The following is a 16678-nucleotide window of genomic DNA, read 5'->3' as shown; positions in this document are numbered from 1 at the left end:
CACCTCGCGGTGCCGGTGTGCTCGGCACTTGGCGGTGCCGACGTACGGGACACCTGTCGGTGTCGATGTGCCCGGCGCCTCGCGGTGCCGGTGTACCGGGCACCTCGCGGTGCCGTCGTGCTCGGCACCTCGCGGTGCCCGCCGGTCCCGGATCAGGCCGGCGAGAACAGGTGGTCGCTGATGAGCCGGGCCGCGCCGGTCACGCCGGCGGTCGAGCCGAGCTCGCCCAGGACGATGGGCAGGTTCCTGGTCGCGAGGGGGAGGGAGCGCCGGTACACCTGGGTCCGCACGCTCGCGAGGAGCGTGTGCCCGAGTCCCGTCACCCCGCCTCCGATCACGACCATCCCCGGGTTGAAGAAGCTCACCAGACCCGCGATGACCTGGCCGACCCGGTCACCGCCCGCCCGGATCAGGTCCAGGGCCGCGGCGTCCCCCGCCGCGGCGGCCGCGGAGACGTCCGCCGCGGTCAGCGCGCCGGCGGCCTCCAGCCGGGCGGCGAGGGCGACCGAGCGTCCCTCGCGCGCCGCGTCCTCGGCGTCACGGGCGAGCGCCGCGCCGCCGAAGTGGGCCTCCAGGCATCCCCGGTTGCCACAGCCGCAGGCCCGGCCCTCCGGGTCGACCTGGATGTGCCCGATGTCGCCGGCGCTTCCCGTCGTACCGCGGTGGACCTCTCCGCCGACGACGATCCCGCAGCCGATGCCGGTGCCGATCTTGACGTACAGGAAGTCGCCCACGGACCGGGCGACGCCCGCGTGCTGCTCTCCCATGGCCATCAGGTTGGCGTCGTTGTCGACCATCACGGGGCATCCCAGGTCCTGGCTGAGCGCCTCCCGGACGGGGAAGCCGTCCCATCCGGGCATGATCGGCGGGGCCACCGGGACGCCCTCGGGGAAGCGGACGGGGCCCGGCACGCCGATGCCCGCGCCGTCGAGCCCGTCCGTCAGGCCCGACGCCTTGAGCTTGCCGACCATCGACAGGACCTGCTCGAAGACCGCGACGGGGCCTTCGCGCACGTCCATGGAGTGGTTGAGGTGACCCAGGACCTCCAGTTCGGCGTTGGTCACCGCGACGTCGATCGACGTCGCGCCGATGTCGACGCCGAGGAAGCGGAGTTCGGGGGCGAGCCGGATGTTGTGCGAGCGGCGTCCGCCCCGGGAGGCGGCGAGTCCGTCCGCGACGACGAGGCCCGTCTCCAGGAGCCGGTCCACCTCGACCGCGAGCTTGGATCGGGAGAGGTCGACCTGATCGCCGAGCTGGGCACGCGAGTTGGGGCCGCCGTCGCGCAGCAGCCGGAGCAGGCGGGCCTGATGCGCGTTCGCGGGCCGGGCCGTCATGCGCCTCATGTCCCCCTCCTCTCCTCGTACTTGCTTCGCTTTCGAGGGGAACGTAGCAGTGCTCCACCCGAAGGGGAAGAACTTGCGCACGGTTCCACTTCGACTTTTCCCACACGCAGGACAAAGGAGGGGCGCGTGCGGGCCGTACGCCACGGCGTACGGCCCGCACGCGCCCCGTCGTCACCTCAGGGAAGGGCCCACTTCTGGGCGCTGGATCCGTTGCAGGTCCACAGCTGGACCTTCGTGCCGTCCGCCGTGGCGCCGCCCGCGACGTCCAGGCACTTGGCGGACTGCGGATTGCGCAGACTGCCGTCGGCCTGGGCCTGCCAGGTCTGGGCGCTCGATCCGTTGCAGGTCCACAGCTGGACCTTCGTGCCGTCCGCCGAACCGCCGCCCGAGACGTCCAGGCACTTGCCGAGCACCTTCAGCGCGCCGTCCCCGGGCACCGTCCACCGCTGGGCGCCGGTGTCGTTGCAGCCCCACGTCTGGATCTTCGTACCGTCCGCGGTCTGGGAGTTGTCGACGTCCAGGCACTTGTTGCCGAGCCCGCGTATCTCTCCCGTGGGCACCCCGCCGGCCAGCCGGTTGAGCGTGTACCAGGCCTCGGTGCTCCACAGGGACTCCCCGGTGGCGGAGCTGAAGGGGCGGGCCGAGCGGACGTGCACCACCCGGTCGGCCTTGAGGCCGGGAATGGCCAGGGTGACCGTCTTGCGGTCGGCGGAGAGGGTGGCCGACTGCGCGGTGAGCGTCTCCTCGCCGATCTTCGGACCGCCGTAGTCGGCGGTCGGCGCGTAACGCCACTGCTTGATCTTGTAGCGCTTGGCCAGGTCGGCGGCCGTCTGCGTCGACAGCGGCTGGGTGTACTCCAGGGCGAAGCCGCCCGGTACGGCGCGCATGGCGCGGATGTCGAAGGCGTTGGCGCCGTTCGGGGACAGCTTCTGCAGGCCGAAGGCGAGCTTGCCCTCCTGGCCCCAGTTGCCGCCCGCGCCGAGCCCGCCCGCGTACAGCGCCCCGTCCGGGCCGACGCTGATCCGGGTCACGCCCGCCTCCAGGCCCTGGGTGAGGCGGAAGACCGCGCCCTGGTACTCGCCGCCGACCTTCTCCAGGAAGCCGCGCTGCACACCGCCGTACGTCACGTCGCCGAACAGCATCTGCCCGGCGAACGGTCCGTCGGTCAACTGGAGCGGTGTGCTGGGGGAGTTGCCTATCTCGTTCTGCGGCAGCCAGAGCACCGGCCTGGTCACCGGCCGGGCGTCGAAGGGGCCGGCCGGGTTCATGTAGTGGTTGAAGAACCGGTCCTGCTTGATGTGCACCAGCTTCGACGAGGGCAGCCAGCCGCCCTGGTTGTCGGTGACGAAGATGCCGCCCTCGGGGCCCCAGCCGATGCCGTTCGGGGTGCGCAGCCCGCCGGCCACGTACGAGACCTCGCCGGTCTGCCGGTTCACCTTGACGGTGGTCCCGCGGTTCGGCGCGGGCTGCGGATTCGTGGTCGCCCCGCCGTAGTTGATGGAGACCGACAGGTTCAGGTAGAAGAACCCGTCCTTGTAGAGGAGGCCGAAGGCGAACTCGTGGAAGTTGCCGCCGAAGGGCCAGGTCGCGACCCGCCGGTACTGGTCGGTGACCTCGTCGCCGTTGGTGTCGTTCAGCTCGGTCAGCTCGTGCTTCTGGGAGACGTAGAGCTTGCCGTCGACGTACTTGACGCCCATCGGCTCCTTCAGGCCCGAGGCCACCTTCTTCACCGTCACCTTGTCGGGGCCGGTGTTCCCCGTGACGTTGCCCAGCAGGTAGACCTCGCCCGTGGTGTTGTTGCTGCCGCCCCAGGTGGTCACGGCCAGGCGGCCGTCCGGCAGCCAGTCCATCGCGGAGACCTGCGGCTCGAAGCCCTTGGGGCGCAGGTCGGTGAGGGTGTAGTTCGGGTGCACGCCGGTGAGCGGCAGGCCGTCGCCGGGCGTGTCCGCGATGCCCTCGCACTCCTTGCGGCCCGGCGCGGTCACGCGGACGACGTCGGCGTCCGTGCTCAGGGCCGTGTTCGGTACGACGGCGAAGCCGGCGGCGCCCGGCGGCTTCCAGGACAGCGTGATCTGCTGGCCGCCGTCGCGCTCGAAGTGCTCGATGCGCAGCGCGTGGGAGCCCGCCGTCAGGTTCACGGTCGCGTCCTTGGGATCGGGACCGTGCAGGCCGTCGTGGTTGATCACCACCTGGTCGTCGATCAGGAGGCGGGAGCCGTCGTCGCTGGCGAGGCGGAGGGTGTAACCGCCCGTCTGCGGGACGTTCAGGTTGCCGATGGCGTGGGTGACGAAGTTGCTCTCCAGGCCGAAGTCGGTGGACGTGGACCAGTCGATCACCGGCATCAGCTTGTCGATGTTGGGGGTCTGTCCCGGCTTCAGCACGCAGAGGTTGTTCAGCGGGACCTGCACGTCGAAGACGCGGAGCGTCACCCCGGGCGTCTGCGGGGGCAGTGCGGCGGCGGACCGGCCCTTGAGCGTGGAACCGGCCGGGACGGCCGAGCCCTTCACGCGGACGGGCCTGTTCGCGTCGTCGGGATCGCTCGCGGGGCCCCGGGAGTCCGGTGCGGCGGGCGAGGTGGGGGAGGGGGGAGCGGTCGGGGAGGCCGGAGAGGCCGGGGAGACCGACAGGGCGGCGGTCAGTAACGAGGCGAGGAGCGTTCCGGCCAGGCGGCCGGCCGATCGTGGGGAGTACAGCCGTGGATGCACGTGACCTCCTGACGGCCCTTCGGGTCGTGAAGGGCTCGATCGGGCAAGTGGGGGATCCATCGCTGCCGGGACGCGCCGTCGCCCCGGACTCGGAGGCGCTGCGGGCGGGATTCGAACGGGTCCGCACCGTCGCGTCGGACACAGTAGGGACTTCTCCCGACACCGTCCATACTTTGTCCTCGACGCACGCAAAGCGACCGTGCCGCGATGATCACCTCTCCTTTGCCCTTACGGGCGAAGGGAGTTGACGGATCATGCTCTCCGGCACCCGGTACTTTGTCCCGCGCGGGGAGAAAGTGCCGGAAACTCGCGCGCACCGGGTTACGGACTTCGACAAAGCCCGCTAACTTCCTTGAAATGAACCGGTCATGAGCTGCGGGCCGGTCCCTACGGCGTGACGGCGCACGTCCGTAGCCCCTCGGCGGCACGCCGAGGCTGCCCCCACCCCACCCCTGTCGGGAGACCTCTGTGCGCATGAGAACGCCCGGGCGCGGACGCGCCCGCTTCTTGCTGACCGCCGTGGCATGCACCCTCGGCTGTCTCCTGCCGGTGCCCACGGCCAACTCCGCGCCCGCGCACCGGGACCACACCACCGCGACCGCGGCCGGAACCGGGACCAAGACCGGGACCGCGGCCGGCACCACGGCTACGGCCTCGGCCGCGGCCGCCCCCGAGTTCCAGCAGGTCACGCTCGCCAAGGGCGTGGCCGAGACGGGCGAGCCCATGACCCTGGCCGTGCTCCCGGACCGCTCGGTCCTGCACACCTCGCGCGACGGCACGCTCCGGCTGACCGACGCCGCGGGCACCACCACGGTGGCGGGCAAGGTGGAGGTGTACAGCCACGACGAGGAGGGCCTGCAAGGGGTCGCGGCGGACCCCGGCTTCGCCTCCAACCGGCACGTCTACCTCTACTACGCGCCCAAGCTCACCACTCCGGGCGGGGACGCCCCCGCGGACGGCACGGCCGCCGACTTCACCCCGTACGACGGGGTCAACCGGCTGTCCCGGTTCGTCCTGAGGACCGACGGCACCCTGGACCTCGGCAGCGAGAAGAAGATCCTGGACGTGCCCGCCTCCCGGGGCCTGTGCTGCCACGTCGGCGGCGACATCGACTTCGACGCGGCCGGAAACCTCTACCTCTCCACCGGCGACGACAGCAACCCCTTCGCCTCGGACGGCTTCACCCCGATCGACGAGCGGGCGAACCGCAACCCCGCCTACGACGCCCAGCGTTCGTCCGGCAACACCAACGACCTGCGCGGCAAGGTCCTGCGGATCAAGGTCAACGCCGACGGCTCCTACGCGATCCCCAGCGGCAACCTCTTCGCGCCCGGCACGGCGAAGACCCGTCCCGAGATCTACGCGATGGGCTTCCGCAACCCCTTCCGGATGAGCGTCGACAAGGCCACCGGCACCGTCTACCTCGGCGACTACGGACCCGACTCGGGCACCGCGTCCCCCGCCCGCGGACCGGAGGGCCAGGTCGAGTTCAACCGCATCACCAAGGCGGGCAACTTCGGCTGGCCCTACTGCACCGGCAGGAACGACGCCTACACGGACTACGACTTCGCCACCGGCACCTCGGGAGCCGCGTTCAACTGCGCCGCCCCGAAGAACACCTCCCCGCGCAACACCGGCCTCACCGACCTGCCGCCCGCCCAGCCCGCCTGGATCCCGTACAACGGCTCCTCCGTCCCCGAGTTCGGCGGCGGCTCCGAGTCGCCCATGGGCGGCCCCGTCTACCGCTACGACGCCGCCTCGACCTCCGAGGTGAAGTTCCCCCAGGAGTACGACGGCGACTTCTTCGCCGGCGAGTTCGGCCGCCGGTGGATCAAGCGGATCGAGTCCGCCGCCGACGGCACCGTGCAGTCGGTCAACCCCTTCCCCTGGAGCGGCACCCAGGTGATGGACACGGCCTTCGGACCGGACGGCGCCCTGTACGTCCTCGACTACGGCACCGGGTACTTCAACGGCGACGAGAACTCCGCCCTGTACCGGATCGAGCACGTCACGGGCGGCCGCGCCCCGGTCGCCCAGGCCCGCGCGAACGTCACCTCGGGCAAGGCGCCGCTGGCCGTCTCGTTCTCCTCGGCGGGCAGCTCCGACCCCGACGGCGACGCCCTGGCGTACGCCTGGACCTTCGGCGACGGCTCCACCTCCACCGCTGCCGCCCCCTCCCACACGTACACCGCCAACGGCCAGTACACGGCCACGCTCAAGGTCACCGACAGCACCGGGAAGTCAGCGACGGCCTCGGTGCGGATCACGGTCGGGAACACGGCGCCCACGGTCCGGCTCGACCTGCCCGCCGACGGGAGCGTCTACGACTTCGGCGCGGCGATCCCGTTCAAGGTGACGGTCACCGACCCCGAGGACGGCACGATCGACTGCTCCAGGGTGAAGGTCACCTTCGTCGTCGGGCACGACAGCCACGGACACCCGCAGACCTCGGCCACCGGCTGCACGGGCACCCTGCGCACCCTGGCCGACGGGGAGCACGACCCCAACGCCAACATCTTCGGCGTCGTCGACGCCGAGTACACCGACAAGGGCGCGAACGGCCAGCCCGCGCTGACCGCGCACGACCAGCACGTCACCCAGCCCAGCCACCGCCAGGCCGAGCACTACAGCGAGGCCTCGGGGGTCCAGGTCACCAGCCACGCGCCCGCGCACGGCGGCAAGACCGTCGGCTACATCGAGAACGGCGACTGGATCGCCTTCCGGCCGTACGCCCTGGCGAACGCGGACCGGTTCACGGCCCGGATCTCCTCGGGCGGGACGGGCGGCACGATCGAGGTGCGCGCGGGCTCCGCGACCGGCACCGTGCTCGGCACGGTCGCCGTGCCCGTCACCGGCGGCTGGGAGACCTTCCGGGACGTGACCACCACCCTCGGCAACCGGCCGGCCGGCTCCACGACCCTGTACCTCGTCTTCAAGGGCGGCGCCGGTTCGCTGTTCGACGTGGACGAGTTCTCCTTCACGACCTCCGGCGGGTCCCGCTCGGGCCCGGTGAAGGGCGTGAACGCCAAGTGCCTGGACGTCGACAACGCCGGTACCGCCGACGGTACGAAGACCCAGATCTGGACCTGCAACGGCAGCGCCGCCCAGAACTGGACGGTCCCCGGCGACGGCACGCTGAGGGCCCTCGGCAAGTGTCTGGACGTGTCGGGCGGCGGCAGTGCGGACGGCACGAAGGTCCAGCTGTGGACCTGCAACGGATCGGGCGCCCAGAACTGGACGGCCCAGGGCAAGTGCCTGGACGCCTCGGGAGGCGTGTGGAACGACGGGACGGCGGTCCACCTGTGGACCTGCCACACCGGCTCCAACCAGAAGTGGACCCTGCCGTAGCCCCTCGACCCGCAGCTCCATGGCTCCATGGCTCCACAGCTTCGCGATTCCGCAGCTCCGCAGCCCCACAGACAAGGAGGCGACCGTTCCATGCGCACCCCTCTGAAAGCGGTTCTCGGCCTGCTGGCCGGCGCCGCGCTCTGCCTGACCCCCCAGGCGGCGGCCCAGGCCGCGCCCCCGGGGCACTCCACCGCCCCGGCCGCCGAAGCGCGCGCCGCGGCGGACCCGGCCTACAAGGTCCTCGTCTTCTCCAGGACGGCCGGCTTCCGGCACTCCTCGATCGACGACGGCATCGAGGCCCTGCGCGGCCTCGGCACGGCGAACAACTTCACCGTCGACGCCACCGAGGACGCCCAGGCCTTCACGGCCGGCAACCTCGGCCAGTACAAGGCCGTCGTCTTCCTGTCGACCACCGGCGACGTGCTGAACGCCGGCCAGCAGACCGCGTTCGAGCAGTACGTCCGGGGCGGCGGCGGATACGTCGGCGTCCACGCCGCCGCCGACACCGAGTACGACTGGCCCTTCTACGAAGGACTGGCCGGGGCCCTCTTCCACTCGCACCCGGCCGTCCAGTCCGCCACCGTCAAGGTGGAGGACCGGGCGCACGACGCCACCGCCCACCTGGGCGGCAGCTGGCAGCGCACCGACGAGTGGTACAACTACCGCACCAACCCGCGCGCCACCGCCCGCGTCCTGGCCTCACTGGACGAGTCCAGCTACTCCGGCGGGAACATGGCCGGCGACCACCCGATCGCCTGGTGCAAGGGCTACGAAGGCGGCCGGGCCTTCTACACCGGAGGCGGCCACACCGACGAGTCGTACGCCGAACCCGCCTTCCGCCGGCACCTCCTGGGCGGAATCCGCTGGGCCGCCGGCATGACCGAGGCCGACTGCCGCCCGGAGACCGGCTACACCTCCCTGTTCGACGGCTCGTCCACCACCGGCTGGCGCCAGGCCGGGCCGGGCGGGTTCACCCTCGCGGACGGCACGCTCACCTCCCAGGGCGGCATGGGCCTGCTGTGGTACGCCGGCAAGGAGTTCACCGGCGACTACTCCCTGAAGCTCGACTGGAGGGCGGCCGGGGACGACAACTCCGGCGTCTTCATCGGCTTCCCGGCCTCCGACGACCCGTGGACCGCGGTGAACAACGGCTACGAGATCCAGATCGACGCCACCGACGCGGCCGACCGCACCACCGGCGCCGTCTACGGCTACCGGTCCGCCGACATCGCCGCGCGCGACGCGGCGCTGAACCCGCCCGGCGAGTGGAACACGTACGAACTCCGCGTCACCGGAGAGCGCCTGGAGATCTTCCTCAACGGCCGCAAGATCAACGACTTCACCAACACCGACCCGGTCCGCAGCCTGCGCCAGGGACACATCGGCCTCCAGAACCACGGGGCCGGGGACGACGTGTCCTTCCGCAACATCCGGATCAAGCAGAGCGGAAGCCAGCCCGGACCGCGCACGGGCGAGGTCAAGGGCGTCAACGGCAAGTGCCTGGACGTCGACAACTCCCAGACCGCGGACGGTACGAAGATCCAGCTGTGGACCTGCAACGGCACGGCCGCCCAGAAGTGGACGGTCGCGGGCGACGGCACGGTGAAGGCCCTCGGCAAGTGCCTGGACGTGTCGGGCGGCGGCAGCGCGGACGGCACGAAGGTCCAGCTGTGGACCTGCAACGGATCGGGCGCCCAGAAGTGGGCGCCGCAGTCCGACGGGGGCAAGTGCCTGGACGCCTCGGGAGGCGTGTGGAACGACGGGACGGCGGTCCACCTGTGGACCTGCCACACCGGCTCCAACCAGAAGTGGACCCTGCCCTGACGTGACACCGGCTCCGACCGGGCGCGCCCGCGCCCGTCCCGGTGACGTGCGTCCCCGCACGTCACCGGGACGGTCGGATCACGGAGCGCCCGCCGCCGTACGGCCCGCTCTCGGGCCCGGGTGTACGGCGGGGTGCCGGCCGGCGCGGCCGTCCGGCACCGCCCGGTATTCGCCCCGGGTCTCCGCCAGGACGCGGTCCACTCCGGCGAGGAGGTCCTCCTCGGCCACCCTCTCGCGCAGGCGGTGCGCGGCGCTGCCGCGCGCCAGGGTCTCCTCCGCGAGGGTCCGCACGGTGTCCCAGTCCCCGTACTCCTCCAGCGTCGGACGCAGCCGCCGCAGCATGCCGCGCACGACCGCGGAGGCCGGTGCGGCGAGACGGGTGGAGGGGTCGACCAGGTCGCCCTCCAGGCCCGACCTGGCCGCGCGCCAGGTCGCGGCCCGCAGCCATTCGTGCCGGCCGTCGCACCCGGCGTCACCGGTGAGGCGGATCCGTTCGCACGCGTCCACCACGAGGGCGCGGAAGAGGGCCGCGACCAGCACCACCGTCTCGACGCGCGGGGACGCGTCGCAGACGCGCAGCTCCAGCGTCCGCAGGTGCGCCGAGGGACGGACGTCGTAGTAGATCATCCCGGGGTCGCTGATGACTCCCGAGCCGACGAGCCCGTCCACCGCCCGGTCGTACTCCGCGGCGCCGGAGAAGCACCCGGGCGGGCCGGAGGTGGGCCAGCGCTGCCAGACCATGGTGCGCCAGCTGGCGTAGCCGGTGTCGGCGCCGAGCCAGTAGGGCGAACTCGCCGAGAGCGCCAGCAGGGTCGGCAGCCAGGGGGCGACGGCGCACATCGCGCGTACGGCGGTGTCCCGGTCGGGCACGTCCGCGTGCACGTGCGTACCGCAGATCAGCTGCTCGTCCGCGAGCCGGCGGTACTCCCCGGTCATGCGCAGGTAGCGCGGGTCGGACGCCGGCGGAACGGCGCCGAGCCGGGCCAGCGGCGCGGTGCCCGCCGCGGCGATCGCCAGGCCCTGGGAGGCGGCGGCCCGGTCGAGCAGCCGGCGGGACGCGGACAGGTCCGCGAAGAGGGCGTCGAGGGAGGCGTGCACCTCGCTGTTGGACTCCACGACGGACTGTGACAGCTCCTCGGTGAAGACGTCACCGTGCCGGGCCAGCCGGCGAAGTACGGAGTCCGCCCGCGGCACGAGCTCTCCGCTTTCGGCGTCGATCACGTGGAACTCTTCCTCGACCCCGATCCGAACGGTCACGGCGACTCCTTGTGGTCGGCTGGTCATCCTCCGCACGGTCCTCCGCGGACCTTCCCCCGCGCGGCGGCCCCGTGTGTCCGTGCGGCTGCCCGGCCGGACGGGAACCATGCCCCTCGCCCGGTCCGTTCTCGCGGAGGTCGGAAAGGCCCGGGTCGGGCGACCGGGCCGACGCCGACGGAAGGCCGTCCGGAGGCCGGCGCCCGGGCCGTGTACCCGGCGCACGAGCGTTCGGTTAACCTGGCTGTGCCGGGCGGGCCCGGCTCGCGCCAGACCCGGATTCCGGGCCGCCGTGGCGGGAACGCAGAGGACGGAACGGGCTTAGGCGGATCTCAGGTGAGAGACGGAGACCGGGCATGCGCCCGTCGCGGACCCGCTGGGGCGGGTCTTCCGGCACGGGTGACGGAGGCGGCTCGCCCCGGCCCGGCGTCCGGGACGAGGCGCCGTGGATGAGATCGCGCTCACGGCCGCCACCCTCTACGTCATCGTTCTCCTACGGGCCGGAGGGACGTTCGCCCTCGGATGGCTGGCCGGCGCCGGCGCCCGGCGCAGCAGGTTCGCCGGACGGATCTCCTCGGCCAGGTTCCTGCGCGCGGAACGGGCGATTCAGCGATGGGGCGCACCGGTGGTGGCCGTCTCCTTCCTGACCGTCGGTTTCCAGACCGCCGCCAACTTCCTCGCGGGCAGCATGCGCATGCCCCTGCCGCGCTACCTCCCCGCGCTGTTCGTGGGCGGAGCGGCCTGGGCGCTGATCTACGCGACCGTCGGGATCGGGGTGCTCGAAGTACTGCGGAGGCTGTTCGCCGAACACACGGCACTCGGGCTCGCCGCGGTCGCCGCCCTCCTCCTCGCGGTGTGCGGTGCGGTGGTGTACCGCAGACGCGGCACCGCGAGGACCCCCCGCGACGCCGCGACCGAAGAGGCCTGAGCCCGCCCGGCGCCATCCCGACGCCACGCGGACCGCGCGGCGGCGGACGGGACGGCGGCGCTCCGCCGACCGGTCCCGCGGAGCCGGTCGGCCAGACGGTCGCCCCCGCTTGATCGTCCCGGGTCGGGGTAGCGAAGGGGCATGGCCACCGACAACGCATTCACCACCGGGAGCGGCTACGCGCAGCCCGAGATCGACGTCCGGGCGCTGGCCGGGGTGCTCGACGGCGAGTACGCCGGAATCCGCGACCTCGTCCGGACCAACCTGGCGACGTACGCCTCCGTCCTCGAAGAGGCCGACGAGCTCGACATCGACGCCTTTCGCGAGCGGGTGCGCGAGATCGTGGTCGGGATGGCCGCGACGGGGCAGACCGGCATGGGCTTCCCGGCCGAGTACGGCGGCGGCGGTGACGTCGGGGCCTCCATCGCCGCGTTCGAGACGCTGGCCTTCGGCGATCTGTCGGTACTGGTGAAGACCGGCGTGCAGTTCGGGCTCTTCGGCGGCGCGATCCTGCACCTGGGCACCGAGCGCCACCACGAGGCCTACCTGCCGGACCTGATCGCCGGACGGCTCATGGGGTCCTTCGCGATGACGGAGAGCGGACACGGCTCCAACGTCCAGGCGCTCGGCACCGTCGCCAGGTACGACGCCGGGAGCCGGGAGTTCGTCATCACCACCCCCGGTGACCGGGAGCGCAAGGACTACATCGGCAACGCCGCCCGCCACGCCGAACTCGCGGTTGTCTTCGCCCAGTTGGAGGTGGACGGCACCTCCGAGGGCGTGCACGCGTTCGTCGTGCCCGTCCGGGTGGGCGGCGAGACCGCGCCCGGCGTCCGGATCGAGGACGACGGGCGCAAGATGGGCCTCAACGGCGTCGACAACGGCCGCATCTGGTTCGACGGCGTGCGGGTGCCGCGCGAGGCGCTGCTCGACCGGTTCGCCGCCGTCAGCCCCGAAGGCGTCTACACGAGCCCGATCGAGAACCCGAACCGGCGCTTCTTCACCATGCTCGGCACCCTGGTGCAGGGCCGGGTCAGCGTCGGCGGCGCCGGGGTCAACGTCGCCAAGGTCGCCCTGGCCATCGCCGTGAAGTACTCCGTACGGCGAAGGCAGTTCGAGGCGTCCCCGGGCACGGAGGAGCAGCTCCTCCTCGACTACGGCCTCCACCAGCGCCGGCTGCTGCCGCTCGTCGCGCGCACGTACGCGCTGCACTTCGCGCAGGACGTCGTACGGACCCAGCTGCACGAGGTCTTCTCCGGCACCGAGGACGACCCGCCGGCGCGGCGGCGCCTGGAGTCGCGGGCCGCCGGCACCAAGGCGCTCGGCACCTGGCACGCCACCCGGACCGTCCAGGAGTGCCGCGAGGCGTGCGGCGGCGCCGGCTACCTCGCCGTCAACCGGTTCGCCGCCCTCAAGAGCGACAGCGACGTCTTCACCACGTTCGAGGGCGACAACCACGTCCTGCTCCAGCTCGTGGCCAAGGGCCTGCTCACCGACCACGCGAGCGAGTTCGAGGACCTCGACCAGCTCGGCATGGTCCGCTACGTCACCGGCCTCGCCGTCGAGACGGTCATGGAGCGGACCTCGGCCCACAAGCTGCTCGAACGGGTGCGCGACCTGCTGCCCGGCGGGGACGAGTGGGACCGGGAGGCCGGGCTGCTCGACCCGGAGTACCAGCTCGCCATGGTCCGCTACCGCGAGGAGCACATGCTCGCCGGCGTGGCCCGGCGGCTCAAGCGCGGCATCGACCAGAAGCGCGACCCCGGCGCCGTCTTCTCGCACGTGCAGGACCACGTCATCGCGCTCGCCCACGCACACGTCGAACGGCTGGTCCTCGAATCGTTCGTCGACAGGGTGCGGGCGATGCCGGAGGGCGGCAACAAGGAGGCGCTCGCCCTGCTGTGCGACCTGTTCGCCCTCTCGACGATCGAGGCGGACCGGGCCTGGTTCATGGAGCACGGCCGGCTCACCGTCCAGCGCTCCAAGGCCATCACCCGCGAGGTCAACGACCTCTGCCGCAAGGTCCGGCCCCTCGCGGTCGACCTCGTCGACGCCTGGGGCGTCCCGCCGGAGATGCTGCGCGCACCGGATCTGGTCGGCTGATCCCGCCCCGCCCCGCCCCGCCTTGCCCAGCCCGACCGGGCGGGGCGGGCACGCGGACGCGAAACCGTCTCGGCCGGTGGTTGTACTCCCCCCGTGTGGGGCGGGGCACAACCACTGGCCGAGACGGCGTCGGTACGGCTCCTCAGGTCATCGGGTCATCGGGTCGACGAGGTCACGCGCTCGCGACGACGGCGCCCAGGATCATGCCGCCCACCAGGCCGGCGGCGCTGACCACGAGGGCGACGGTGGCGAGCCGCTCGTGCCGGACGAACTTGGCGATGACGGCCAGCACCAGGGCGACCACGCCGAACACGATCGGGAAGAAGAGGAGCGAGATCACACCCAGCACGATCGCGATGATGCTCAGCACGTTGCCGGTCGCCCCGCGGGACTGCTGACCGGTGGAAGGGTTGCTGTACTGCGTCGTCATGTTCCACTCCTTCGGGACGATCACCTTGAGAGCTGATCCGGAGGTGGACCCGCCCACCACCCGGGTACCCCGAAGTTCCTTGCTGACACGGTGACTTGAAGAAGCGTGGATCGGAAGGCCCGCCCGGCCGCCCGTCCTGTCAGTCGACCGGTCGCTCCTGGCGGCTTCCGGAGGGGGTGAGCAGCGAGGCGGCGAGGATCGAGACGCGCGTGATCAGGCCGGCGAGGACGATCGTGCCGAACCCCTCGACCCGCAGCTCCGCGCCGAGCGTCCCGCCGAGCCACGAGAGCAGCCACCAGATGAGGGAGTCCTGCAGGACGCCGGCGGCCGCGAAGGCCGCCAGGGGGGCGGCGCCGACGCGCGCCGACGGGCCTATGTAGACGATCTGTGTGATCAGCGCGACCGCGCCGAAGGCGACGGCGAGGGAGAAGGCGACGTCGGCGCCGGACGCGCCCAGGGCGATGCCGGGCAGCAGCCCTCCGGCGAGGCACACGCCGACGAGGGCCCCGAGCTTGCGTCTTCCTTGATCGGTCATGCGCGGACTCTGGCACATCGTGAGCGGCGTTGTGAAGAATTCGTGGAAAGTGATCGTTCTGGAGGGACGCGGGAGATTTCCCGGCCCTGGGAACGACAGGCTGCGGACCCACCGAATCCCCGTCAGCGGTCCGTCACCAGGATCACCTCCAGGGTCCGGGGGCCGTGGACGCCCTCGACGCGGTCGAGTTCGATGTCGCTCGTCGCGGACGGGCCCGAGATCCAGGTCAGCGGGCGCGCCGGGTCGAGCCGGGGGAGGGCCCGCGGGACCGAGGCGACGACCTGTTCCGGGGCCCGGACCACGCACAGGTGCAGGTCGGGGACGAGGGTGAGGGCGCGGCGGCCCTGCCCGGGGCCGCCGTCGAGGACGATCGTGCCGGTCTCGGCGACCGCCACCGCGCACCCCGTCACCACGGCGTCGACGCCGTCGAGTTCGTACGGGGTCAGCCGGGGCTCGTCGGTCCGCCGGACGGCCTCTGTGGCGGCGAGCCAGCCGGCGGGCAGTCCGGGCGGAACGGCGACGCTGCCGGCGCCGCGCTCCGCCAGGATCCGGGCGATCAGCTCCGCCAGGCCGTCCGGGGCGGTGCGGTGGACGTGGGCCCGGTAGTCGGCGAGGTTCTCGTGGAGCAGGTCCAGGAGGCCCGCCGGGTCCTCGGCGGTGTGGCTCGTCCGGTAGTCGCGGGCGACGGCGGGCGGCTCGGGCGCGTCCGCGACGGCGGCCCGGATCCGGGCGAGCACGTGCGCGCGTGAGTCGGTCATGTGCGGTTCTTCCTCCACCAGTCGCGGAACGGTTCGGCGGGCATCTCCGGCAGGTCCCGGCTCCCGGTCCACGGGCGGGCGCCCGGCCCCGGCAGTCCCTTCGGGTGGAGCCGGCGGGTCTTCGCGGCGAGGCGTTCGCCGGCGGCGAGGGCGTCGGGGCGGTCCAGTACCCAGGCGGAGGCCTTCATGGCGGCCTTCTCCAGGCGGTGTCCCCTGCCGCCCCGGTCGGCGACCCTCTCCCGCAGGTGGACCAGGACCTCCGGGATGTCGATGGCGACCGGGCACACCTCGTAGCAGGCGCCGCAGAGCGAGGAGGCGTACGGCAGGGAGGCGTCGATACCGCTCGCCGTGCCCCGGAGTTGGGGGGTGAGGATCGCGCCGATGGGGCCGGGGTAGACCGAGCCGTAGGCGTGCCCGCCGGCCCGCTCGTACACCGGGCAGACGTTCAGGCAGGCCGAGCAGCGGATGCAGCGCAGGGCCTGGCGTCCCACCTCGTCGGCGAGGGCGCCGGTGCGGCCGTTGTCGAGCAGGACGAGGTGGAAGGCGTCCGGTCCGTCGCCGTCGGTGGTGCCGGTCCACATCGACGTGTACGGGTTCATCCGCTCGGCGGTGGAGGAGCGGGGCAGCGTCTGGAGGAAGACCTCCAGGTCCCGCCAGGTCGGCACCACCTTCTCGATGCCGACGACCGAGATCAGGGTGTCGGGCAGCGTCAGGCACATGCGGCCGTTGCCCTCGGACTCCACCACGACCAGGGTGCCGGTCTCGGCGACCATGAAGTTCGCCCCCGAGATCCCGACCTTGGCCCGCAGGAACTTCTCCCGCAGGTGCAGCCGGGCCGCCTCCGCGAGCTCGGCCGGGGCGTCGCTCAGCCCCTCCGGCGCCGGGCGTCCCCAACTCCCCATCCGTTCGCGGAAGATGTCGCGGATCTCGGTCCGGTTGCGGTGGATGGCCGGGACCAGGATGTGCGAGGGGCGGTCCTCGCCGAGCTGCACGATCAGCTCCGCGAGGTCCGTCTCGTACGCGGCGATCCCCTCGGCCTCCAGGTGTTCGTTGAGGCCGATCTCCTGCGTGGCCATCGACTTGACCTTGACGACCTCCCTCTCGCCGGTGGCCCGTACGAGAGCGGTGACGATCCGGTTCGCCTCGGCCGCGTCCCGCGCCCAGTGCACGGTGCCGCCCGCCGCCGTCACCGCCTCCTCCAGCCGGAGGAGGTGCGTGTCGAGGTGGCGGAGCGTCTCGTCCTTGATCCGCTTGCCGGCCTCGCGCAGGGCGGCCCAGTCGTCGAGTTCGGCCACCGCCCGCGCCCGCTTGTCCCGGATCGTGCGGGTGGCGTGCCGGAGGTTGGCCCGCAGGGTCGTGTCGCCGACCGCCTTCCGCGCCGCCTCCGGGAAGGCCGGCATGCCGACGAAGGCCGGGTCGGGCTTCGGCGCACGCGTCCTCCCGCCGCCCT

The 16678-nt window shown here is 72.3% G+C and carries 11 protein-coding genes; 4 read left to right on the top strand and 7 right to left on the bottom strand.

Annotated features, from left to right (window positions below; genetic code table 11):
* Positions 1-152: 152 nt before the first annotated feature.
* Both ADL08_RS27990 and ADL08_RS27985 read right to left on the bottom strand, forming a co-directional pair.
* Positions 153-1334 carry an ROK family transcriptional regulator gene (locus ADL08_RS27990; protein WP_053647808.1) on the bottom strand — a complete coding sequence of 394 codons (1182 nt, stop codon included), beginning with the start codon at positions 1332-1334 and terminating at the stop codon, positions 153-155.
* 185 nt (positions 1335-1519) lie between these two features.
* Positions 1520-3850, bottom strand: a complete 2331-nt coding sequence (locus tag ADL08_RS27985) for a ricin-type beta-trefoil lectin domain protein (RefSeq protein WP_078968496.1) — start codon at positions 3848-3850, stop codon at positions 1520-1522.
* 672 nt (positions 3851-4522) lie between these two features.
* On the opposite strand from ADL08_RS27985, the gene ADL08_RS27975 reads away from it, so the two are divergent.
* Positions 4523-7396 (top strand): PQQ-dependent sugar dehydrogenase, encoded by a 2874-nt coding sequence (locus ADL08_RS27975; RefSeq protein ID WP_107093255.1) that lies wholly within the window; start codon positions 4523-4525, stop codon positions 7394-7396.
* A gap of 90 nt (positions 7397-7486) precedes the next feature.
* A complete protein-coding gene (locus tag ADL08_RS27970) occupies positions 7487-9220 on the top strand; it encodes a ThuA domain-containing protein (RefSeq protein WP_053647802.1) in 1734 nt (577 codons plus the stop codon).
* A gap of 78 nt (positions 9221-9298) precedes the next feature.
* Here ADL08_RS27970 and ADL08_RS27965 read toward each other — a convergent pair whose 3' ends face one another.
* Positions 9299-10477: a carboxylate-amine ligase gene (locus ADL08_RS27965; protein WP_159043137.1), complete on the bottom strand. Its 1179-nt coding sequence runs from the start codon at positions 10475-10477 to the stop codon at positions 9299-9301.
* Positions 10478-10919: 442 nt separating this feature from the next.
* Between ADL08_RS27965 and ADL08_RS27960 the strand changes: the two genes are divergently transcribed.
* Together ADL08_RS27960 and ADL08_RS27955 are read left to right on the top strand one after the other, a co-directional pair.
* Entirely contained in the window at positions 10920-11402 is a 483-nt protein-coding gene (locus tag ADL08_RS27960) for a DedA family protein (protein ID WP_053647800.1), read from the top strand.
* A gap of 141 nt (positions 11403-11543) precedes the next feature.
* The gene (locus tag ADL08_RS27955; protein WP_053647798.1) at positions 11544-13505 is read left to right on the top strand and encodes an acyl-CoA dehydrogenase; all 1962 of its coding nucleotides are present in this window, start codon (positions 11544-11546) and stop codon (positions 13503-13505) included.
* 172 nt (positions 13506-13677) lie between these two features.
* Here ADL08_RS27955 and ADL08_RS27950 read toward each other — a convergent pair whose 3' ends face one another.
* The 4 genes from ADL08_RS27950 to ADL08_RS27935 form a co-directional block, all read right to left on the bottom strand.
* On the bottom strand, positions 13678-13935 hold the full coding sequence (locus ADL08_RS27950) for a hypothetical protein (protein WP_053647866.1): 258 nt from the start codon (positions 13933-13935) through the stop codon (positions 13678-13680).
* 139 nt (positions 13936-14074) lie between these two features.
* Complete coding sequence (locus ADL08_RS27945) at positions 14075-14470, bottom strand: hypothetical protein (protein WP_159043138.1); 396 nt, start codon at positions 14468-14470, stop codon at positions 14075-14077.
* Positions 14471-14592: 122 nt separating this feature from the next.
* The gene (locus tag ADL08_RS27940) at positions 14593-15228 is read right to left on the bottom strand and encodes a LutC/YkgG family protein (protein ID WP_053647794.1); all 636 of its coding nucleotides are present in this window, start codon (positions 15226-15228) and stop codon (positions 14593-14595) included.
* The gene (locus ADL08_RS27935) at positions 15225-16628 is read right to left on the bottom strand and encodes a LutB/LldF family L-lactate oxidation iron-sulfur protein (protein ID WP_053647864.1); all 1404 of its coding nucleotides are present in this window, start codon (positions 16626-16628) and stop codon (positions 15225-15227) included. The genes ADL08_RS27940 and ADL08_RS27935 overlap by 4 nt, the downstream gene beginning before the upstream one ends.
* Between the last annotated feature and the right edge of the window lie 50 nt (positions 16629-16678).

The organism is Streptomyces sp. NRRL F-6492 (assembly GCF_001280125.1).
Classification (GTDB): Bacteria; Actinomycetota; Actinomycetes; order Streptomycetales; family Streptomycetaceae; genus Streptomyces.
Note: the sequence above shows the minus strand (reverse complement) of the source record. Positions and strands in the feature narration are given on the sequence as shown.